Genomic DNA, 21261 nt, shown 5'->3' with positions numbered 1-21261 from the left:
AATTGCGGAATTGTTTCATTATTAAATTGCCCGATTTATGATAATTCGCCACGGGTGACTCATTTTTTATCAATAAGCTAATGGATTCTTTTTTTGGCGAAAATCAATTAATTTTAACAAAATAAAATCCAAAAATATATGCTTACATACAGTATAATAGCTCTGATATTGGTTAGTTTAAGCCTTTTTATGCTTAATTTCAGAAAAGAGAGTCAATGGCGCAAAAATAATGGCGAAACATTTGGCTTTCTTCTTTCGCTCATTTCGACATTTATCGGATTATTTATTGCTTTATCCGTAAACACTTTCCTGGATAACATTAATCAGAAAAACAATTTAATTAAGTTGTTGAATACGACAAATCTGGCAATAGAAAACTGTCAGATGAAAACCAAAGGAATGTACCTGAATACGGCAAGTTCAGGAGTAAATTTAACCGAAATTTTAAAGAAAACACCTGTTGAATTGCCCAAGCTATATCCACAGCTGGAAACCAATAATATGGTTAATGATTACTTCAGCCCGAACGCCTTTCAGGCTTATATTGTGTGTATCGATAACATGGGAACATTTGTAAAAAATCTTAATAATGCAGATCAGGACAATAATGGAACAAAAATTGAAGTGCTGAACAGCTACCTGAAATATTTAGAATTTGCCAAAAGCATCAATAATCTGGAAATTGAAAGATTAGACGGCAAGATTGATGAAGCGCAGGAAACAGCATCCTTAAAAAAAATAGTTGACCAATTTACCACTTCCAAATAACAAATAAGATGAGATATATAATTGCAATTTGTTTCCTGGCCTTTAGCTTAACTGCGTGTAACACAGCAACAAAAAAAGATGAAAAAATAGATTTTACAAAATCTTATGAAACCGCTGCGATGGCATTGACCGATGCCCAGCTAGCCTATGATGCTGCTGTGGCGAGCAACGATACAACCAGAATAGCCGCGGCGAAAGTACAATTAGAAGCGGCGAAAACCGGTTACTTAAAAAGCAAGACTTACTATACCGAAAATGGTGGTATCGTAAAACCGGAATATGAGCAATTGCTGGTCAAAACCAACACCGCCCTGGGTAAAGCGCCTAACGATACAACAACTGTAGCGCCGGCCTTAGGAGCAGCAACATATGAAAACGATTTAAAAAAAGAACCTTTGCTAGCTGCAAAAAAAATTATAGACAGTGGCACATTCAGGGCCAGTAAAAAAATAAAGCAAGCTTCCGATGCGATAGCTACAAGCCAGAAACAAATACAACAAGTTTCTGATGCGGTAACTGATGGTGAAAAACAGGTTAAACAAAATGTGACAAAGGCCAATGAAGATTTAACCAAAGTAAGAGATACAACAAAAAAACGTATCGATGAAATGAAAAAACAGGCAAATGATTTTCGAAATTTATTTAAGAAAAAAGTTGATACCGGCAAACAGAATTAAGCAGCTGTTCTTACATAGCTAAAGTTCCCGCAGATTTGTTCTCCAATAGCCGTCATTCTCGCGCAGGTGGAAATCTTAATCCCATAAATTTAAAAATCTTGTAATTTCCGTACCTTCGTGTTCGTGGCAAATCTTATAAAGCTCCCGCAGATTTTACGGATTACCGCAGATTGTTCTCCACTAGTCGTCATGCTCGCAACTGCCTACCGCAGACGGGAATCTTAATGCCATGAATTTTAAAATTCAATATGTTAAAAAGATGTCGAAATTTAAACCATTTCCAAGGCATATCTTGCTTTTTTATAAATCTGTGATTATAGGGCTATATATTTCTTGTATTTTTGCTTTATGATAACTGCGGATTTATTACAACGGGCATTACATTTCGATTTTTTAAGCATTGAAGAAGGTGTACATCTTTACCACAATGCGGATACAGCATCTTTGATGTTTGTAGCCAATGAACTTAGAAAAATTCAGGTTCCGAGTGGTAAAGTTACCTGGCAAATTGATAGGAATGTAAATACGACTAATGTATGTATTGCCAATTGTAAATTCTGCAATTTCTTCCGCCGTCCTGGGCATGATGAAAGCTACATTACGGATATTGAAACCTATAAAGTTAAAATTGAAGAAACTTTCCGCTTAGGCGGCGACCAATTGTTATTACAAGGCGGGCACCATCCCGATTTAGGCTTGGCTTTCTACGCAGACTTATTTAAAAAACTAAAAGAATTATATCCTGATTTAAAACTGCATGCATTAGGTCCGCCGGAAATTGCCCATGTCGCAAAACTGGAAGGCATCAGCCATACCGAGGTTTTAAAAACATTGAAAGAAGCCGGAATGGATTCGCTACCAGGTGCCGGTGCAGAAATTTTGAACGACCGTGTAAGACGACTGATTTCTAAAGGCAAATGTGGCGGACAGGAATGGCTTGACGTTATGCGGGCCTGCCATCAGCTGGATATCACAACTTCTGCAACGATGATGTTCGGCCATGTAGAAACCATTGAAGAACGTTTTGAACATTTGGTTTGGATTCGTCAGGTTCAAAGTGAAAAACCGGCAGATGCAAATGGATTTTTAGCATTCATCCCATGGCCTTTCCAGGATGACGGCACTTTATTGAAAAGACTTAGAGGAATCAGCAACACAGTTACTGCCGATGAATATATCCGTATGATCGCATTAAGCAGAATCATGTTGCCAAACATTAAAAACATACAGGCAAGCTGGTTAACCGTTGGTAAAACAACAGCACAATTATGCTTACATGCAGGTGCAAACGATTTTGGTTCAATTATGATTGAAGAAAACGTTGTCTCTGCTGCAGGTGCACCACATAGATTTACAGCGAATGGAATCCAGCAATCGATAAAAGCTGCCGGTTTCGAGCCACAACTCCGCGGACAAAAATACAATTACCGCGATTTACCTGAGCATTTAGAAGAACAGGTGATTACTTATTAATAGGCGTAAGATGGAAAATGGGAGATGGAAGATGTGGGATGGAAAATGTGGGATGGAAGATGGAGACACAGATGGCCGGGAATAACCGCTTATTATATGGAAAACTGATGATGTAAAGGAAAACTTATTTTACAAACCAATCTTAAAATCCCATCATCTTAAAAATCCCTGATTGTAATGCTGTAAATCTTATAATCCCTAAAATCCTGGTCTAAAAAGGGATGAAGTAAAAGAAAACTTATTTTACAAACCAATCCTATAATCTTAAAAACCCTGATTATAATCCTGTAAATCTTATAATCCCTAAATCCTGGGCTTAAAAAAAAGGGAAGTAAAACCTAAGTCCTACTTCCCTACCTTAAACTAAACATTACCTACTCAAAATAATGTAGATCTTCTCCGTATTAAAATTAAAGCTTAGAGCCTGTTCTAAGGAATAAGTTTGCGATTACGGCTACACTGGCACCGTCTAACGGCTCATCAAAACATTCTACAGCAGCTGCTTTAGTAACACCTGTGTTTCCATTAATACCTGTAATGGTTACGCCAGCCTGTACATCTAAACTCTCACCTGCATAAACCGGGTCTACTTGAGGCACGCCTGTATCGTTAGCAATACCACCAGCACCAAGGCTAATCCAAGGTTTAATTGAAGCACCTGCTGCTGCAAGCATCTGACGGATATGTGAAGCGTGACGGGCTTCTACAGAGTGAATTTGTAAAGCTGTTGTTAAAACAGATAAACCTTTCAATACAGTTGCCTGGCCTTTATAAGCTCTAACGCCTGTATCTTCAAAACCTAAAGCAACTTTCAAGAAAGTCAAATAGTTTTGATAAACATCACCAAAAGTACCACTAGCGGTAAAATCTGTCATTGCATAAGTAATTTCAGCTCTTGCAGAAGTACCTAAAGCGCCTTTTAATAAATTTACGTGAGCTAATTCGTGATCGCGGATTGTAGTAATCGCTGCCTTAGCCGCAGTAGTTGGATAAGCAAAAGTAACATCAGTACCTAATAACGCATGGTTATAGAAGTGATATTCTAAATACTCTAATGATAAAGCAAAGTTTAATGTATTAACAACTGCAGTTGGCAAAGTTTGGCCATAAGCTTTTGTAAACATCGAACCTAATGCAAGTGGTGCTGCTGCGAAAGCGATCTTTTTACCCATTGAGTAAAAATCTTTCATTGCAGATCTTCTCGGGCTTAATCTTTCATAGATTTCACCGTCAACTTTTTCAATTTCTTCTAATATATTTACGATATTCATGATTTCAGGAGATTAAGATTAAAGATTAATTACGTTAATTTTTGTTTTGATGTATTTACCTGCTGCTGCTAAAACTTTATCAGGTGTTAATGCTCCATCTAAACCAGCTGCATTATTTGCACCTAAAGCAGTTAAACTATTCAAATCAGCAAAAGAACCATTTGAAATAATATCTCTAATATAAGCGGCATGGCGAGCTTCTACAGAAACAATTTTACCTGCCAAAACTAAATAAGCATCAGTTTTTATACGTACACCTGCACCATTGTAAGCTGCAACACCTAAATCTTCAAAAGTCATAGCAGCACCTAAAACGCTGGTTGCGCTTGTAAAATCTATCGAAGAAAAATCAACTTCCAAACTTCCGATAGCAGCAGTACTTAAAGCATTTTTGAAAAACTCTCTGTGCGCAATTTCATGAAACTGAATATCCTGGAAGTACGCTTTCTGAGCAGCGGTAAAGGATGATGGCGGAGCAGAAGCTACTTTAACATAAAACGCAGCCTCTAATTGCTCTAAAGCATAAGCATAATTCAATACACCAAAGTCATCTTTAAAATCTAAAGTTGCGCCTGCATTCATATCAGGATAACCACGATCTTTTTTACAACCGGCAGCAACCAAAGCCATTCCGGCAGCACTAGCACCGGCAAACTGTAGAAAAGACCTGCGGCCTAAACTACCATTAAATAAACTTTTCTCTTTAAGTTCATCTTTAATTTCTAGTTCATTGTTTTTCATATTTTTTTACGTTTATGGATTTTTAAATCTCGGTTTTGCTGATATATACGTGACAATTCTGTAAGCGGTTTTTTGCTTTTTGATTTTTTTTTACAACTCGTTTTTAATACATTCACAAACCTATTGCTATGACCACACTAAAAGCGATTATTGTTGATGATGAGGAGTTTGCACGCTCATCTCTTTTCTTTTTACTGCAGCAGAATTGTCCGCAGGTAGAAATTACCGGAATAGCCCGCTCTGTTGCCGAAGCAAAGGATATTCTGGCACACCATTCTATCAATTTAATTTTTCTGGATATTGCCATGCCCGGCGGTAACGGCTTTGAACTTATTCCTGATGCGCAACAACATAATGCGGCTGTAATATTTACTACGGCTTATGACCAGTATGCATTAAAAGCAATTAAAGCAAACGCATTGGATTATCTTTTAAAACCGATAGATATTGATGAGTTAAAAATCGCAGTCGATAAAGTTGTTGAATATACACGTTTGCATAAAACACTCGATAAAAAGGATGAACGCATTACAAACCTGGCATCCAGCTTAAATAACCGTACAGATATAAGAAAGCTAACGCTTCCTTACGGACAGGGTTTTAAAATGATTGATGTGGATGACATTATATATATAGAAGCCGACAGCAATTACTCGGTTTTCCATTTAAGTAATCACGATAAAATAACGGTATCTAAAGTACTTCGCGAATTTGAAGAACTTTTGCCTTCCGAGCAATTTGTCCGCATACATAAATCAAGTATCATAAATCTTAATCATTTAAAAGAATATAATTCTAAAAACGGTTTACAGGCCTTTCTGAAAAATGGTGATAGTATAAACGTATCGCGTAGAAGGGCGAGCGATTTTTTCGAAAAAATAAAACTATTTACAAAATCCAACGGTGAGCATTAGTAAAAACATTTTAGCCGGCTTCTCGGATGACATCCGATATTTTAACACAAAAAATGTGTTCCGGCTTTTGCTTTTACTTTTTTTGTTAACCCTAACTGTATCGAAATCTGCTATTGCACAAACCACATACCTACCACATTATACATCAAAAAATGGTCTTGCAAGCAATAATTGTTATTATATTTTACAAGATAAAAAAGGCTTCATCTGGATTGCGACCGATGCCGGCTTAAGTCGGTTCGACGGCACTAATTTCCAGAATTTCAGCATCGAAGATGGCTTACCTGATACACAAATTCTACAAATTAAAGAAGACAGAGAAGAACGGCTTTGGTTTCTGGCACTAAACGGTCAGTTAAGCTATTTAAAAGATGGTAAATTTTATAACCGAAACAACAACAAGCTTTTAAAAGAATTAAACTCTAATACGGTAATTGTTTCTTTTCTCGAAGATAAAAAAGGCAGAATCTGGCTGGGAACAAATGCTAACCTAATTATCCTCTGGGACGGAAAATCCGTTAAAAAATTTATTTCACCGAAGGTAAATGAACAGTTTACAAACGCATTTCTGCATGAAGACGAATTTGGAAATATTTATGCTTATAGCGATTTAAGCAGGCAAAAATATGATGGTAAAAGCTTTAAATTAACAAATAACCAGGTTAATCCGTTGTCATATATGACGGCTTGTAATGCGCCAGATCGCTCACTTTATTACCTGGATGAAAAAGGCTTAAAACAATACAAGCAGAATAAGATAATAAGCCTGATTGCCATTCCTGATAACCTTTTAAAAAATATGGCCGGTTATTTTTATTATGATTATAAAGGTAAAGAAGTATGGCTGGCAAGTAATAATGGTGCGTTGGTGATGAACCAAAGTGGCAAAACCGTAATGTATTTACAGGGAATCTCGGTAAATCAATCTATTAAAGATAGCAATGATAACATGTGGTTTGCCACAAATCAGGGGATTTATATGCTGCCAAATGTAAACTCCAGACTATCGATTATTGATGCAGAATCCGGCTTAAGCAGCAATGTAATTAAAAGCATTACAAAAGATGCTAAAAACAGGCTCTGGCTTGGCACCGATGATGCTGTAATTGATATCCTGAATATTAAAAATTATGAAATTGACGAAGTCGGGCTGGATGATTACAAAAAATATAAAACAATAAAACAAATTACTTTCGATTCGAAAAATGAATCTGTTTACTTTTCATCTGACTACGGCCTGGGTGTTTTCAAAAACATTTACAAAACCAGAGATGATGTTAAATACCTCAAAGAAACCAACAACTCCATGTTTGTTATTAAACATTTCAGTTTGAGCGAAACAGACCATAAACTGGCTTTGGCACTTTCATCGGGCGTTGTTTTCCTATCCGACAGGATAAAGAAGCTTGAATTTAATTCCTTAAAATACCGCGAAAAAGAAGATTTCTTTAAAGACAGATCCTATCACGTTTTCTATGACAGAAACGGTGGCTTGTGGTTTTCGAATGTTAATGGTTTATCTCAATTTGCAAATGGAAGGTTAATTCAACATTTTAAAAATAATGTACTGCTTACTAAAAGGATAAATGATATTCAGCAGCTACCGGATGGCACCTTAATTTTAGCGACAGATGGCTATGGAATTTTATTTTATAAAAATAATAAGATTATAAAGCAAATTACCCAGAAAAATGGCTTAACAAATGACATCTGTACAAAACTATTTATAAAAAATAATGAAATCTGGGCACTTACCAATAAAGGTGTTAATAAGATTTCGGGTTATACCGACAGAACCGAAGTGATAAACTTCGATTATGGTAAAGATTTGTTAACCGAAGATGTTAATAACCTGTATATCGATGACAGTACCGCTTATTTTGCAACAAATAAAGGATTAATCCTATTTAACTACATTAACAATAATGCTACGCGCAGCCTTCCGAAAGTATACATCACATCCATTATTAAAGATGGGGAGCGTTTACCGGTTAACAAAGATAATTTCACCTTTGAAAGCGGGAACAATACCATATTTTTTACTTTTGGCGCGGTAGACTTTACAACAAGCGACATCACCTATCGCTATCGCTTAAACGAAAATTCGAAATGGATTGAAACCCGTACCCGTCGGCTGGATTTTTCCGCATTGCAAGCCGGAGATTATCTTTTTGAAGTAAGTGCTAAAAGCCAGAACAACGACTGGGGACCATCGGCGAAAATTACCTTCACAATAAAAAAATATTTTTGGCAAAGCCTTTGGTTTCTGTCTATTTTAATTCTTCTTGTAGGTTATGTTTTTTATAAACTGGCCGTTTACATCACCCGCAGGCAAAAAGATAAAGAACAGCAACAGCTGCGCTTAAAAAACAGGATTTTAATGCTTGAGCAGCAAGCGCTGCAAGCCATGATGAACCCACATTTTGTTTTTAATGTGATGAATTCCATTCAGCATTATATTAACACCCAAAATACTACATCAGCAAATAAGGTTTTAACTGGCTTTGCCAGGTTAATAAGAAAAAACCTGGAAATTTGTACGAAAAGCTACATCACTATTGAAGAAGAACTTGAATACTTAAATTTATACCTCAAACTTGAAAAAAACCGCTTTGGTGATAAATTTCAATATACAATAAATATAGATGATGATATTGACAGAGATGAAACCCTGATTCCGTCGATGCTTTTACAACCTTATGTTGAAAATGCAATATGGCATGGTATAATGCCCAAAGAAACCGGAGGAAAAATTGAAATCGATATCCGTTTGCAGGGTGATCATTATCTTAATATCAAAATTATTGATGATGGTGTCGGTATTGAAAACTCCTTAAAAGAAAAAAAAGACAAACACATCAGTAAAGGGATGCAGTTAACCCGTGAACGGCTGAATCTTTTAGGCCAGATTGAAGCAAAACCTATACAGTTAGATGTGCACCAAAACGCCGAAAATGGTACAACCGTATTTATTTCTATACCTTTAAAATAGAAATATTACCGTTTACTCAATTATTAATACCACTCACTAAATAGAAATAACGTTGCATCGAGTTTAGCCTTAAACTTGTACTAGAAATAAACGATAGTGTTTATCAAAACGTTCTTATAGAATTGATATAGATATTTAATAACCTAACCTAAAACTATATCTTAATTCAGGTTTCATTTGTGTGTTAAAAGCGGTCTTGTTTTTTAAAAAGCGAGACCGCTTTTTTTTGCCCAAATTTTCTACTTTTGTTTATGCCCAAGGATACCATCACCAGACATATTGAAGCACTGATATTTTCATCCGTTCAAAGCATTAATGTACAAGAAATTATTTTAGCCTTAAACGCTGTTTTTGAGGAAGAAATTATCGAAACCCAGGTTTTTGAAAGCCTGGATGAAATTATGCAAAAATACAACAGCAATAACACTGCAATAGAACTGGTTAATCTTAATAACGGTTATCAGTTTTTAACAAAAAAAGCGTACCACGAAACGGTAAATCAACTTCAACTACACCGCTCAAAGAAAAAATTAAGTCAGGCGGCTATGGAAACGCTTGCCATCATTGCCTATCGCCAACCCATTACCAAACTGGAAATAGAACAAATCAGGGGCGTAAATTCTGATTATTCCGTTCAGCGGTTGTTGGAAAAAGAACTGATAAGTATTGATGGAAAGGCAGAAACACCTGGCCGACCAATTTTATATACTACAAGCAGCCTATTTATGGATTATTTCGGCTTAAATAACCTGTCTCAGCTCCCGCAGTTAAAAGACATTGCTAAAGAAGAAAATACAATAGGAGAAGCTGCCGAATAAATTAATTTTAATTTGTTTAAAACCAGTTTGTTATTAGAAAAAGTTTTTTCGTATTTTTAAACTATAAAAGCAATTTTTATTTTTGTGTTATGAAAGCGCCAAAGAAACTCCCTACTAAACCAACTACCAAAAAACAGGTAGACGAAGATGATGATCTTGAAGATGACGATATTCAAACAACAAAAAAGAAACCTCAAGATGAAGACGAAGATGATTTTGACTTACCGTTGGATGATTTAGATAATTTCGACAACTTTGATGATGACGACGACGATTACTAATTTTTAAAAAAACTATATATTTGAAAAGCATCCGCCCGTTTGGTTGGATGCTTTTTATTTTTAAAATCTGCCCATGCAAATTATACAGGTTACCAATTCTTCATTAAAAAACGATTTTTTAGAAATTCCAAAAATCCTTTATAAAAACGACAAAAACTGGATTTGTCCTTTAGATTCGGAAGTAGAAAATGTTTTCGATCCTAAAAAAAACCATTTCTTTAACCATGGTAAATGTACCCGCTGGATTTTGAAAGATGATGGCGGCAAATTAATAGGAAGAGTTGCCGCTTTTATAAACGAAAAAAAAGCATTCAATTACGAACAGCCAACCGGCGGAATGGGCTTTTTCGAATGTATAGATGATGAAAAGGCAGCTTTTTTGTTATTTGATACTGCCAAAACATGGCTGGTTGAGAATGGTATGAAGGCTATGGACGGACCAATCAATTTTGGAGAAAACGATAGTTTCTGGGGATTATTAGTTGAAGGTTTTACACCCCCGTCTTTCGGTATGAATTACAATTTTCCATACTATAAAAAATTTTTCGAGGCTTACGGTTTTGTAACAGCGTACGAACAACTAACCAATCATATCAATTTAACCATCCCCTTTCCCGAAAGATTTACAAAAATTGCCAACTGGGTAAGAAATAAGCCCGGCTATACTTTTGAATATTTCAGCAAAAAGAATGCAGCGAAATACATTGCCGATTTAATGGAAATTTACAACGATGGCTGGCAGGATTTTGAAAATTTTGTTCCCATAAAAAAAGAAACTTTAGAAGCGAGTTTTAAAAGTATGGAACCCATTATGGACGAGCACTTAATCCAATTTGCATATTTTAATGGCGAACCGGCTTCTTTCGTCGTACTTATTCCCGATGCAAACCAAATGATTAAAGGTTTTAACGGAAGGCTGGGTATAATCGAAAAATTAAGGTTTGCTTATCGCCGCTGGGTTGGCGTTACCCGTATGCGTGCAATTGTTATGGGAACCAAGCCAAAATTTCAAAAACATGGCTTAGAATCCGTTTTATTTATCAGGCTGGGGGAATACGTACTTCCAAAAAATCAATATAAAGAATTGGAATTAAGTTGGGTTGGCGATTTTAACGAACAAATGATAGCCATACACAAAGCTACCGGCGCAACGTTTGGTAAAAAGCATTTAACGATGCGAAAGATTTTTTAATAGCTAACTCGTCATTGCAAGGCACGAACGAAGAAGCAATTTTTAATAACTCTATTTTTGTCGTTCTGAACGCAGTGAAGAATCTATGTATTATGAGCTCTAACTTAAATAATTCATTGGTTTATTTTAGAAACGAGCTTTTTGAGGGGGATTCTTCACTGCGTTCAGAATGACAACACCTACTACATCCCTAACTTCTCATAGAGCTCAATAACCTTCTTCCGAAGTTTGTTAACTTCCTCTTCTTTTGCTGATAATTCTTGTTTTAAAATAGATAGTTCTTCCAATGAGTCTTCACGACCAGAATCACCAGAAAGAAGCTGATTAACTGAAACCTTAAAAGTTTTAGCAATTTGAAGCAGACGCGACACGTTCAAATCCGTTTGTCCGGTTTCTATTTTACAAAAAGCAGGTGTAGAAATACTAAGCTTTTTTGCGGCATCGGCCTGGCTTAAGCCAAGCGCCACCCTACTCTGCTTGATATTCGCTCCAATACTTTTCATGATATTAACTCCAAAATAATCTGTAAATCTGTGGCAAAACTATCGGGACAGCCCAGCGGCCAATTCCGGCAAATCAAAGCCTGCATAGTTACCAGAGCTCATCATAAGCAGGTTTGAATTTTTATAATTCAAGCTTAGCAGATACGTTTTTAGTTTTGAAGCATCATTGAAAAATTTCAGCTTCGGATTTGAAAAGGCGTCCTGAACATCCTGCTCGGAGAAAGGCTCCATCCTTTTCTGTTCAAATGATTTTAAATCGATGAAAACGATTGCTTCATCTGCTTTATCCATTGAATCTGCATATTCTTTCAGGAAATCTTTATTTAAACTACTGAAAGTATGTAACTCAATGCAAGCAACCAATTTCCGATTCGTAAATTGTGATTTTACAGCTTCAATTGTCGCCTTCAACTTTGACGGTGAATGCGCAAAATCTTTATAAACATTTGTCGATTCATCGGCAGAAATTACTTCTAAGCGTTTGGCTGCCCCTGAAAATGAAGAAATAGCCTCATTAAATTCAGTTTCACTAATATTCAATTGCTTACAAACCAACTTAGCGGCGTTCATATTCATTAAGTTATGATCGCCAAATACTTTCAGCGCAGTTTTTTCAGGAAGTAAATAGGTTATGCCGTTTTTAATTTCGTGCTCCGGAATCGCGTAACCAATTTTCGTAATCCTTGCTTCAGATTTCTCGACAATTTCATTTAAATCCGCATCAGCCTCGCAGTAAATTAAAGTGCCACCTGCTTCAATCGTATTAATGAATTTATCGAATTGAGCAGTATAATCCGCATAGGTCGGAAATACATTTATGTGATCCCAGGCGATACCACTTATTACGGCTACATTGGCTTTGTACAAATGAAATTTCGGCCTTCTGTCAATCGGCGATGATAAATATTCATCGCCTTCGATAATCATAACAGGTGCCTCTTTGGTAACTTTAACCATCGTTTCAAAACCTGCAAGTTGCGCACCAACTAAATAATCAAAATCACGGCTATAATAATTCAACACATGCAAAATCATACTGGTAATAGTTGTTTTACCATGACTGCCACCAATTACAACACGCAATTTATCTTTACTTTGCTCGTAAATGTATTCAGGATAAGAATAGATCTTAATACCCAGCTCCTGTGCTTTCATCAACTCAGGGTTATCAATTCTGGCATGCATCCCTAAAATCACAGCATCTAAATCTGTGGATATGCTGTTTTCATCCCAACCCATTTCGGCTGGTAACAAACCATATTTATCCAACCGGGATTTTGCTGGCTCAAAAATCACATCATCAGAACCTGAAATCTGATACCCTTTTTTATGAAGTGCAATCGCCAGATTGTGCATTGCACTTCCTCCTATCGCAATAAAATGTATACGCATATTTATCTTTTTTTAGATAAAGAATTATTTAGACAAAAGGACAATGAACAAGGATTAAAGACAAATCAATTAACCTTTGTTCTCACTTTATATTAGTTGGTGTCTCAACAACCAAATTAAGTTTCGGTCGGTGAGACACCAACCTATAGTTAAAATTTTGGGTAATGGCAGGAGCTATTCACCTCATCCACTTTACATCTTACATTTCACCTCTTTTCAAACTGCGCCGCTACCCAGTCGCCATTTTGTTTATGATCAATGTATTTAATGCCATATTTAGCACATTCGGCCGTAATCATTCCCAAATCAGGGTCGAGGTAAAAGCCGCTGAAAAAGATTTTGCCTTCAGGCTTCAGAACTTCTGCATACCGGCTAATTTGATCAAGCAAAATATTCCTGTTGATATTGGCCAGAATAATATCGTAGACCTCATCAGGAATAATTTCCTTGCTTCCACATAAAGCATCCAGATTTTTAACATTATTCAATGCAGCATTTTCAATAGTACTTTGATAACAGATATCATCGTAATCAATGGCCATTAAACTTTTGGCACCAAGTTTAGCCGCGAGAATGGCTAAAATACCTGTACCGCAGCCCATATCTAAAATCGCTTTGTCTTTTACATCGGCCGTCAGAATATACTGCATTACCATTGTTGTGGTTTGGTGATGGCCAGTTCCGAAGGCCATTTTCGGGTCGATTACAATCTCGTAAGGATAAGATGGCTGAGGCGCATGAAAAGTAGCCCGAACATAACAAACATCATCAATAATCAACGGACTGAAATTCTTTTCCCACTCTGCATTCCAATTTTCATCAGCTACGTCTTCCAAGGTAAAACTTGTTTGAAAATCTTCAGCATAATTAGCAAGTAGTTCTTTCAACTCCTGCTCGTTAAAATTAGCCGCGATTATAAAAGCTGTAAATCCGTTCTCACTATCTTCGAAAGTATCAAAGCCCAAATCTGCAAGGTCGCTGATTAACAAATCCTGCTGATAGTCTTCAATACTTTCGAATTTAAATATTGCTTTTATGTATTGCATTAGCTGTTTAAAGCTTTAATAATATCTGTAAAATCGCGTGATTTTAAGGATGCGCCACCAATTAATCCGCCATCAATATCTTTTTGAGCGAACAAACTTGCCGCATTACCCGGATTACAGCTGCCGCCATATAAAATCGTGGTATCGTCAGCAACATTAAAACCATAATTGGCTTCAATTTCACTGCGGATGAATGCATGAATGTCTTGCGCTTGCTCTGGCGATGCCGTTAAACCCGTACCAATAGCCCAAACCGGTTCGTAAGCAATAACAACTTTTCTGAAATCGTCTTCTGTCAAACTGAAAAGGCCTTCTACCAATTGTTTCTTTAAAACTTCGTAATAGCTCCCGTTGTTACGCTCATCCAAAGTTTCGCCGATACAGAAAATAGGTTTTAAATTATTAGCCAAAGCGATTTTGGTTTTTGCAGCCAATAATTCATCGCTTTCTGCCTGGTATTGCCTGCGCTCGGAGTGACCTAAAATAACATATTCTACACCAACAGATTTAACCATTTTAGCAGAAATTTCGCCTGTATACGCACCGTTTTCTTTATCGTGAATATTTTGAGCACCGATAGTTACATCAGTACCACCCAATTTTGCCAGGCTATTTAAATGAATAAAGGGAGCGCATATAATAGCAAGCTGATCGCCTTTGCGCTCATCTTTTACCATGTTTACAATTTCGCTGAATAACGAAATGCCTTCGTTATAGTCTAAATTCATTTTCCAGTTTCCTGCAACTATTTTTTTTCTCATTGTTTATTGTTTTAAGGTTGAAATTTTGCAACGTTGGAACATTCCAACTATTAAACATTTCGACCAATTTAAAATCTTCTAAATTCTTGTGTTAATTCGAAAACCTTGTTCAGAATGGCTTTCTCAGTGTCATCAAAAGGCAGATCCCTTCTTGCATAAACTTTCTCCGCGGTTTCAAACATCTTTTTTAAGCTGTAAATTTCAAAACCTTGAGCGCCACCCCAGGCAAAATCAGGAATAAAATTACGCGGGAAACCAGGTCCGAAGATATTTGCACTAACCCCAGCAACCGTTCCGGTATTAAACATGGTATTGATACCGCATTTAGCATGATCGGCCATAATCAGACCACAAAATTGCAGACCGGTTTTGCGGAAACTTTCTTTACTGTAATCCCAAAGCCTTACTTCAGCATAATTGTTCTTCAGGTTCGAATTGTTACTATCAGCACCGATATTGCACCATTGCCCCATAACCGCATTGCCTAAATAACCTTCATGACCTTTTGAAGAGTAGCCCCAGATTACGGCGTTATTGATTTCACCACCAACCCTGCTGTGCGGTCCAATCGTCGTATTTGAATAAATTTTAGCCCCCATTTTCACCGAAGAATCTTCACCCAAAGCAAAGGAACCACGAATATTAGTACTTTCCCAAACCTGTGAATTTTTACCTAAATAAATTGGGCCCTGCAAGCTGTTAAAAACTGAACACTCGGCTGTTGCACCTTCTTCAACAAAGATATTATCGCCTAAAAAAGTATTTGTAGCACTTAAACGTGCAGAGGTTCTTCCCTTCGTTAACAGGTCAAAATCCTTTTTTATTTCTGTTCCGTTATGCGTAAAAATATCGTTTGGATAAACTAAATGTGTAAAGCTTCCATCGAAATGAACAGGCTTTAAAGTTTTCGCCGATTCTAAATCAAATTTATCGGCATTAAAAGCAATTATTAGCTCTTGTTTAAGTAAAACTTCACCGGATTTAAGATTGTTTACGGCATTTAATAAGGCATCATCCGGACAAATGGCGCCATTAATAAAGACATTGGTCGTTTTTGACGGGTATTTTACAGAAAGATAATCTTGAGTACTGAAACCGAAATCGGCATTTAAATGCTTTGCCCATTTTTCGGCTATGGTTAGAATGCCAATGCGTAAATCGGCTACTGGCCTGGTAAAAGTAAGCGGACGTAATGATTCCCAACTGGAATCATCAAACAGATTGATTGTCATAAGCAACAAAAATAAAAAAAGTCCCGATGCTTTTGGCAAAGGGACTTTAAAAAATGCTTTTTTACGGCTAAAATTATTTCTTAGCGTAACGGTTTTTGAATTTATCGATACGTCCTGCAGTATCAACCAATTTCATTTTACCGGTATAAAAAGGGTGAGACATATGAGAAATCTCTAATTTGTAAAGAGGATACTCATTACCATCTTCCCATTTAATCGTTTCTTTAGTATCTACGCAAGATTTTGTTAAGAAAGCATATTCGTTAGACATATCTTTGAAAACAACTGGTCTGTAGCTTGATGGGTGCAAATCTTTTTTCATTTGAATATTATTTTAGTTATTTATGTGAAAGCATCAAGAACATTTTTGCAATTTGCTGGCAACAACGCTTATGACCTTTCTATTAGTCTTTCTACCTCTATTTTAGAGGATGCAAATATCTTAATTTTATTTATGAAATACAAGTGTTAAACAAAATTTTATATTATAAGATTTTTTAGAATCTGTTGAAGTAAAACATTTAAAATCTATATTTATTGCTTCAAGCTTTTTAACCATCCTAATGAACAGAAGAAATTTTATTAAAAGCGGTTCTGCCGCGGGTTTAATTACAACAATTGGCTTACCTGCATCGGCAGTAGTAATAGCCAGCGATGATGTAATAACAGCATTTAAAGATGATTTCGAATTAAATGAAGTTACCATCAGTGAATTACAAAAACGAATGCAAAGCGGACAAGCTTCTTCAAAATCCATTACGAAGCTGTATTTAAAAAGAATTGAAAAAATAGATAAAAGCGGTCCAAAGCTAAATGCCGTAATTGAATTAAATCCTGATGCTATAGAGATTGCGGCAAAAATGGATGAGGAAAGGAAAGCGGGTAGAACCAGAGGAATGATGCATGGTATTCCGGTTTTAATTAAAGATAATATCAACACAGGCGATAAAATGCAAACTACAGCGGGTTCGCTTGCTTTAGCAGGAAACATTGCAAGTGAAGACGCTTTTATCGTAAAAAAACTGCGTGAAGCAGGTGCAGTCATTATAGGTAAAACAAATTTGAGTGAGTGGGCAAATTTCCGTTCCACTCGTTCGTGCAGCGGATGGAGCAGCCGTGGCGGACAAACCAAAAATCCATTTATCCTGGACAGAAGTCCGAGTGGTTCGAGCTCAGGTTCCGGTTCTGCAGTTTCTGCAAACCTATGCGCCATTGCTATCGGAACGGAAACAAACGGTTCTGTAATTGCACCTTCTTCTTATAATGGCATAGTAGGTCTGAAACCAACAGTTGGTTTACTAAGCCGAAGCGGAATTATTCCGATTTCTAAAACACAGGATACTGCCGGCCCGATGGGCAGAAATGTTACCGATGTGGCAATTTTGCTGTCCGTTTTAACCGGTGTTGATTCAAACGATGAAATTACAAAAAACAGCGATGGCAAAACAGCGCAGGATTACACCAAATTTCTTAAAACAGACGCGTTAAAAGGGAAAAGAATAGGTATTGAAAAGTCGTTCTTAACCGGGCATGAAGGTGTTGTTGCGCTTTATAAAAATGCGATAAGTAAATTAAAAGAATCAGGTGCTGAAATTATAGAAATCGAACTTTTGAAAGAAATGAGGGTTATCGGCTCAGCCAGTTTTACGGTATTGCAGTGCGAATTTAAAGATGGCGTCAACGCTTACCTATCGAAAGCAAATGCAAAGGTAAAAACACTAAGCGATGTTATTGCCTTCAATAAAGCAAATGAAAGCACAGCCATGCCCTATTTTAAGCAGGAGACTTCAGAAAGCAGCGATAAGGCACCTGATATTAACAGCAAGGAATACAAGGAAGCAGTTGAAAAGGTAATATCTTCAAGAAAAATTATTTCGGATTTAATGGCAAAAAACAAATTGGACGCCATTGCCGGAACGAGTTATGGTATCCCATCAGGCATTGATTTATTTAATGGCGATTACAGTAATGGATTTTACTTCTGTTCGCCTGCGGCGATGGCAGGTTTCCCACACATTACGGTTCCGATGGGAAAAATTTACGAATTACCTGTAGGCCTATCTATTATGGCATTGGCTTATGAAGAACCAAAGGTTCTGGCCATGGCTTTTGCCTACGAGCAGGCAACGAAACATCGAAGCGCGCCTAAATTTATAAAATCATCTAATTTTTCATCAGGCGTTTAATCATTTGCCACAGAAAAACCGTTTTTTATGACCAAAATATTGTAATTTTTTTTTAAAAAGTTTTAGTCTTTTCCCGGAGGCAAATTTGGCAAAACTAAGTCTGCTTGGGTCTTTCAGCTTTAGCTTTTAGTCTCTATTTACTGTATTTTTTCCAGGTTTCGATTTTAGCGAGTTGCCGTGCAATGTAAGCGTCTGCAATAACTTCCGCAGCACTTCTGTCTTCGGTGGTTTCGAGTAATTCTTTTAATTTATATTGGTCAACATCAGCCTTATAAAGTATCTGAATCAATTTTGGAAAATCGTTATCGACCAGATAAGCAAAAGCATCAACCATTGCCCGGCGTAATTCGCCTTCTGAAATGTTTTCAGGGATATCGAAATCTTTGCTGATGATTTTTAGTAGTGACACGGACCAGGATTTGCAGGATTAAAGGATTTTTAGGATTATGTTAACTATTTTTTAATCCAGGAACCACAAAACTAAGTTAAATAAACCTGATAATAGCGGACACGAAGCAGCAGCCTTTTCAGCTGATCGCGGCGTAAAGCGGTTAGCAGGGCTGCTGAAAGCGATGAAATACAGAACCGTTCGTTTTCAAATAAAAAATTGAACGCTTACTGATTTAAGATCCACGCATACGCGAGGATGACCGGTATTGGAAATTAAATACCTGTCTTCCATTTTACCTCACCCATCTTCCATCCCTTAAACCCACTTAATCTCCTGACAAATCTCGATCAGTACCCCATTCGTGTCTTTCGGATGCACAAAGCAAACCATTTTATTATCAGCACCTTTTTTAGGTGATTCGCTTAACAAAACAAATCCTTCCTGATGCAAACGTTCCATTTCGGCCAGAATATCATCTACCAGAAATGCAACATGATGAATACCCTCTCCTTTTTTTGCGATAAATTTGGCAATTGCACTATCTGTTGATGTTGCTTCAAGTAATTCTACCTTGTTATCACCTGTTTTAAAAAAAGCAGTATTTACCGACTCCGATGCAACTTGCTCCGTTTTGTAACAGTCGGTATTGAGTAATTTCTGATAAATAGCTATCGAACTGTTCAGGTCTTTCACAGCGATGCCGATGTGTTCTATCTTGTTCATAGATTATAAGGTTATGTGAATGTAAAAATGCAGGTTTTAATGATAAGGTCATAGCTATTAATTATAATTGTTAAATAAGTTTTTTCGTATCTTTGTAATCATAATTAACAGAATAGAGATGAAACAGCCGATATATTTAGATAATAATGCAACCACGCCTTTAGATCCAAGGGTTTTGGAAGCAATGCTACCTTACTTTACTGAGAAATTTGGAAATGCCGCAAGTCGTAATCACGCTTTTGGATGGGTGGCCGAAGAGGGAGTAGATTATGCCCGTGAGCAGGTAGCCAAATTAATCGGCTGTACTGATAAAGAAATTATTTTTACATCCGGTGCTACCGAAGCGGATAACTTAGGTATTAAAGGCGTTTTCGAGATGTATAAAGAAAAAGGTAACCACATCATTACTGCGGTTACTGAACATAAAGCTGTACTGGATACTTGCAAACACCTTGAAAAAAATGGCGCCAGGGTAACTTATTTAGGCGTTAAAGAAGATGGTTTAATTGATTTGGCTGAATTAGAAGCGGCAATGACACCGGAAACTATTCTGGTTTGTATCATGTACGGAAACAACGAAATCGGGGTTATCCAACCCGTAAAAGAAATTTCGGCAATCGCACATAAACATGGCGCACTATTTATGACGGATGCGACACAAGCGGTTGGTAAAATCCCTGTTGACGTAAATGCAGATGGAATTGACTTAATGGCTTTTTCAGCACATAAAATGTATGGTCCGAAAGGTGTTGGTGCACTTTACGTTCGCAGAAAAAATCCCAGGGTTAAAGTAACTTCACAAATGGATGGCGGTGGCCACGAGCGTGGAATGCGTTCGGGTACGTTAAACGTTCCGGGTATCGTTGGTTTGGGTAAAGCCTGCGAACTTTGCCGTTTAGAAATGGAAAGTGAGGCCATTCGATTATCCGGCTTACGCGACAGGTTAGAATCGACTCTAAATAAAATGGAAGAGAGTTATGTTAATGGTAATACCCAACACCGTTTACCACATGTAGCAAATATATCTTTCAAATACGTTGAAGGTGAAGGTTTGATGATGGCGATGAGTGATTTAGCTGTATCTTCAGGTTCGGCCTGTACTTCTGCATCATTAGAACCGTCTTATGTATTAAAAAGTTTAGGTTTATCTGATGATTTAGCACATTCTTCAATCCGTTATGGTTTAGGAAGATTTACTACTGAAGAAGATATTGACCACGCCATAGAAATTACGCAAAAAGCGGTTAATCACCTGAGAGAACTTTCTCCACTTTGGGAAATGTTTAAAGAAGGAATTGACTTGAGTAAAATTGAGTGGGCAGAACACTAAGCAAAAAGACTAAAGCAGAAAGATAAAAGCGAAAAGCTAAGCGCTTTAGACTTTGGTCTTTAAGCTTTAAGCAAAAAATTAATAATCCCCTTCACAGAAGGCTAAAAAAATAAAGACATGGCATATTCAGAAAAAGTAATTGACCATTACAATAACCCACGTAATGTAGGTACATTAAATAAAGACAGTAAATTTGTAGGAACAGGCTTAGTTGGTGCACCTGAGTGTGGCGACGTAATGCGTTTGCAAATTGAAGTTGGAGAAGATAACGTTATCACCGATGCTAAATTTAAAACATTTGGTTGTGGTTCAGCTATCGCATCTTCTTCTTTAGCTACAGAATGGTTAAAAGGAAAAACAATTGATGAAGCTTTAACTATCGACAATATGGATATTGTTGAGGAACTGGCTTTACCTCCTGTTAAAATTCACTGTTCGGTATTAGCAGAAGATGCAATTAAATCGGCCATTAACGATTATCGTGTTAAAAATGGTTTAGAAGCAATTGTTTTAGAGAAATCACACCATTAGAACAAAGTAGCAAGATATAAGTATCAAGATGTACTACTC

At 36.8% G+C, this 21261-nt stretch carries 21 protein-coding genes; 11 read left to right on the top strand and 10 right to left on the bottom strand.

Features of this window, described 5'->3' with window-relative positions; genetic code table 11:
* The first annotated feature begins 138 nt into the window (after positions 1–138).
* The 3 genes from O0931_RS03360 to O0931_RS03350 all read left to right on the top strand — a co-directional run bounded on the left by O0931_RS03360 (position 139) and on the right by O0931_RS03350 (position 2918).
* Positions 139–768, top strand: coding sequence for a hypothetical protein (locus O0931_RS03360; RefSeq protein ID WP_269414133.1), 630 nt, complete (start codon positions 139–141; stop codon positions 766–768).
* Between the two features lie 8 nt (positions 769–776).
* A complete protein-coding gene (locus O0931_RS03355; RefSeq protein WP_269414132.1) occupies positions 777–1445 on the top strand; it encodes a hypothetical protein in 669 nt (222 codons plus the stop codon).
* A 348-nt stretch (positions 1446–1793) separates the two neighbouring features.
* The gene (locus tag O0931_RS03350; RefSeq protein WP_269414131.1) at positions 1794–2918 is read left to right on the top strand and encodes a CofH family radical SAM protein; all 1125 of its coding nucleotides are present in this window, start codon (positions 1794–1796) and stop codon (positions 2916–2918) included.
* 410 nt (positions 2919–3328) lie between these two features.
* Here the strand turns inward: O0931_RS03350 and O0931_RS03345 are convergent, their stop codons facing one another.
* Together O0931_RS03345 and O0931_RS03340 are read right to left on the bottom strand one after the other, a co-directional pair.
* Positions 3329–4189, bottom strand: coding sequence for a ferritin-like domain-containing protein (locus O0931_RS03345; protein ID WP_269414130.1), 861 nt, complete (start codon positions 4187–4189; stop codon positions 3329–3331).
* An 18-nt stretch (positions 4190–4207) separates the two neighbouring features.
* Positions 4208–4930: a ferritin-like domain-containing protein gene (locus tag O0931_RS03340; protein ID WP_269414129.1), complete on the bottom strand. Its 723-nt coding sequence runs from the start codon at positions 4928–4930 to the stop codon at positions 4208–4210.
* Between the two features lie 128 nt (positions 4931–5058).
* Between O0931_RS03340 and O0931_RS03335 the strand changes: the two genes are divergently transcribed.
* From O0931_RS03335 to O0931_RS03315, 5 genes are all read left to right on the top strand, one after another.
* Complete coding sequence (locus O0931_RS03335; protein WP_269414128.1) at positions 5059–5844, top strand: LytR/AlgR family response regulator transcription factor; 786 nt, start codon at positions 5059–5061, stop codon at positions 5842–5844.
* Complete coding sequence (locus O0931_RS03330) at positions 5834–8836, top strand: sensor histidine kinase (RefSeq protein ID WP_269414127.1); 3003 nt, start codon at positions 5834–5836, stop codon at positions 8834–8836. Before O0931_RS03335 ends, O0931_RS03330 begins: the two co-directional genes overlap by 11 nt.
* Positions 8837–9087: 251 nt before the next feature.
* Positions 9088–9654, top strand: a complete 567-nt coding sequence (scpB, locus tag O0931_RS03325) for an SMC-Scp complex subunit ScpB (RefSeq protein ID WP_269414126.1) — start codon at positions 9088–9090, stop codon at positions 9652–9654.
* 89 nt (positions 9655–9743) lie between these two features.
* The gene (locus tag O0931_RS03320; protein WP_056850291.1) at positions 9744–9935 is read left to right on the top strand and encodes a hypothetical protein; all 192 of its coding nucleotides are present in this window, start codon (positions 9744–9746) and stop codon (positions 9933–9935) included.
* A gap of 73 nt (positions 9936–10008) precedes the next feature.
* A complete protein-coding gene (locus tag O0931_RS03315) occupies positions 10009–11127 on the top strand; it encodes a GNAT family N-acetyltransferase (protein WP_269414125.1) in 1119 nt (372 codons plus the stop codon).
* A 182-nt stretch (positions 11128–11309) separates the two neighbouring features.
* On the opposite strand, the gene O0931_RS03310 is transcribed toward O0931_RS03315, so the two are convergent.
* The 6 genes from O0931_RS03310 to O0931_RS03285 all read right to left on the bottom strand — a co-directional run bounded on the left by O0931_RS03310 (position 11310) and on the right by O0931_RS03285 (position 16383).
* Positions 11310–11630 (bottom strand): helix-turn-helix domain-containing protein, encoded by a 321-nt coding sequence (locus tag O0931_RS03310; RefSeq protein WP_269414124.1) that lies wholly within the window; start codon positions 11628–11630, stop codon positions 11310–11312.
* 39 nt (positions 11631–11669) lie between these two features.
* Positions 11670–13022 carry a UDP-N-acetylmuramate--L-alanine ligase gene (locus tag O0931_RS03305; RefSeq protein ID WP_269414123.1) on the bottom strand — a complete coding sequence of 451 codons (1353 nt, stop codon included), beginning with the start codon at positions 13020–13022 and terminating at the stop codon, positions 11670–11672.
* Between the two features lie 206 nt (positions 13023–13228).
* On the bottom strand, positions 13229–14068 hold the full coding sequence (prmA, locus tag O0931_RS03300) for a 50S ribosomal protein L11 methyltransferase (RefSeq protein WP_269414122.1): 840 nt from the start codon (positions 14066–14068) through the stop codon (positions 13229–13231).
* Positions 14068–14829, bottom strand: a complete 762-nt coding sequence (gene tpiA / locus O0931_RS03295) for a triose-phosphate isomerase (RefSeq protein WP_269414121.1) — start codon at positions 14827–14829, stop codon at positions 14068–14070. The genes prmA and tpiA overlap by 1 nt, the downstream gene beginning before the upstream one ends.
* 68 nt (positions 14830–14897) lie before the next feature.
* Entirely contained in the window at positions 14898–16061 is a 1164-nt protein-coding gene (locus O0931_RS03290; RefSeq protein WP_269414120.1) for a putative sugar nucleotidyl transferase, read from the bottom strand.
* Positions 16062–16134: 73 nt separating this feature from the next.
* Positions 16135–16383 carry a type B 50S ribosomal protein L31 gene (locus tag O0931_RS03285; RefSeq protein WP_056090378.1) on the bottom strand — a complete coding sequence of 83 codons (249 nt, stop codon included), beginning with the start codon at positions 16381–16383 and terminating at the stop codon, positions 16135–16137.
* Between the two features lie 241 nt (positions 16384–16624).
* Here O0931_RS03285 and O0931_RS03280 point away from each other — a divergent pair, with 241 nt between their 5' ends.
* Entirely contained in the window at positions 16625–18247 is a 1623-nt protein-coding gene (locus tag O0931_RS03280; RefSeq protein ID WP_269414119.1) for an amidase, read from the top strand.
* A gap of 133 nt (positions 18248–18380) precedes the next feature.
* Here O0931_RS03280 and O0931_RS03275 read toward each other — a convergent pair whose 3' ends face one another.
* Positions 18381–18656, bottom strand: coding sequence for a hypothetical protein (locus O0931_RS03275; protein WP_269414118.1), 276 nt, complete (start codon positions 18654–18656; stop codon positions 18381–18383).
* 297 nt (positions 18657–18953) lie between these two features.
* On the bottom strand, positions 18954–19361 hold the full coding sequence (gene mce / locus O0931_RS03270; protein WP_269414117.1) for a methylmalonyl-CoA epimerase: 408 nt from the start codon (positions 19359–19361) through the stop codon (positions 18954–18956).
* 118 nt (positions 19362–19479) lie between these two features.
* Here mce and O0931_RS03265 point away from each other — a divergent pair, with 118 nt between their 5' ends.
* Together O0931_RS03265 and iscU are read left to right on the top strand one after the other, a co-directional pair.
* The gene (locus O0931_RS03265) at positions 19480–20691 is read left to right on the top strand and encodes an IscS subfamily cysteine desulfurase (RefSeq protein WP_269414116.1); all 1212 of its coding nucleotides are present in this window, start codon (positions 19480–19482) and stop codon (positions 20689–20691) included.
* Between the two features lie 117 nt (positions 20692–20808).
* The gene (gene iscU / locus O0931_RS03260) at positions 20809–21222 is read left to right on the top strand and encodes a Fe-S cluster assembly scaffold IscU (protein WP_109924825.1); all 414 of its coding nucleotides are present in this window, start codon (positions 20809–20811) and stop codon (positions 21220–21222) included.
* The last annotated feature ends 39 nt before the right edge of the window (positions 21223–21261 follow it).

The organism is Pedobacter rhodius (assembly GCF_027213645.1).
Taxonomy (GTDB): Bacteria; Bacteroidota; Bacteroidia; order Sphingobacteriales; family Sphingobacteriaceae; genus Pedobacter; species Pedobacter rhodius.
The sequence above is the reverse complement of the archived record's forward strand: the minus strand, read 5'-3'. Positions and strand labels throughout refer to the sequence as shown.

Coding starts and splice junctions, on each gene's coding strand:
- O0931_RS03360 (WP_269414133.1), top strand. CDS start 139: ATGCTTACATACAGTATAATAGCTCTGATATTGGTTAGTTTAAGCCTT.
- O0931_RS03355 (WP_269414132.1), top strand. CDS start 777: ATGAGATATATAATTGCAATTTGTTTCCTGGCCTTTAGCTTAACTGCG.
- O0931_RS03350 (WP_269414131.1), top strand. CDS start 1,794: ATGATAACTGCGGATTTATTACAACGGGCATTACATTTCGATTTTTTA.
- O0931_RS03345 (WP_269414130.1), bottom strand. CDS start 4,189: ATGAATATCGTAAATATATTAGAAGAAATTGAAAAAGTTGACGGTGAA.
- O0931_RS03340 (WP_269414129.1), bottom strand. CDS start 4,930: ATGAAAAACAATGAACTAGAAATTAAAGATGAACTTAAAGAGAAAAGT.
- O0931_RS03335 (WP_269414128.1), top strand. CDS start 5,059: ATGACCACACTAAAAGCGATTATTGTTGATGATGAGGAGTTTGCACGC.
- scpB (WP_269414126.1), top strand. CDS start 9,088: ATGCCCAAGGATACCATCACCAGACATATTGAAGCACTGATATTTTCA.
- O0931_RS03320 (WP_056850291.1), top strand. CDS start 9,744: ATGAAAGCGCCAAAGAAACTCCCTACTAAACCAACTACCAAAAAACAG.
- O0931_RS03315 (WP_269414125.1), top strand. CDS start 10,009: ATGCAAATTATACAGGTTACCAATTCTTCATTAAAAAACGATTTTTTA.
- O0931_RS03310 (WP_269414124.1), bottom strand. CDS start 11,630: ATGAAAAGTATTGGAGCGAATATCAAGCAGAGTAGGGTGGCGCTTGGC.
- O0931_RS03305 (WP_269414123.1), bottom strand. CDS start 13,022: ATGCGTATACATTTTATTGCGATAGGAGGAAGTGCAATGCACAATCTG.
- prmA (WP_269414122.1), bottom strand. CDS start 14,068: ATGCAATACATAAAAGCAATATTTAAATTCGAAAGTATTGAAGACTAT.
- tpiA (WP_269414121.1), bottom strand. CDS start 14,829: ATGAGAAAAAAAATAGTTGCAGGAAACTGGAAAATGAATTTAGACTAT.
- O0931_RS03290 (WP_269414120.1), bottom strand. CDS start 16,061: ATGACAATCAATCTGTTTGATGATTCCAGTTGGGAATCATTACGTCCG.
- O0931_RS03285 (WP_056090378.1), bottom strand. CDS start 16,383: ATGAAAAAAGATTTGCACCCATCAAGCTACAGACCAGTTGTTTTCAAA.
- O0931_RS03280 (WP_269414119.1), top strand. CDS start 16,625: ATGAACAGAAGAAATTTTATTAAAAGCGGTTCTGCCGCGGGTTTAATT.
- mce (WP_269414117.1), bottom strand. CDS start 19,361: ATGAACAAGATAGAACACATCGGCATCGCTGTGAAAGACCTGAACAGT.
- O0931_RS03265 (WP_269414116.1), top strand. CDS start 19,480: ATGAAACAGCCGATATATTTAGATAATAATGCAACCACGCCTTTAGAT.
- iscU (WP_109924825.1), top strand. CDS start 20,809: ATGGCATATTCAGAAAAAGTAATTGACCATTACAATAACCCACGTAAT.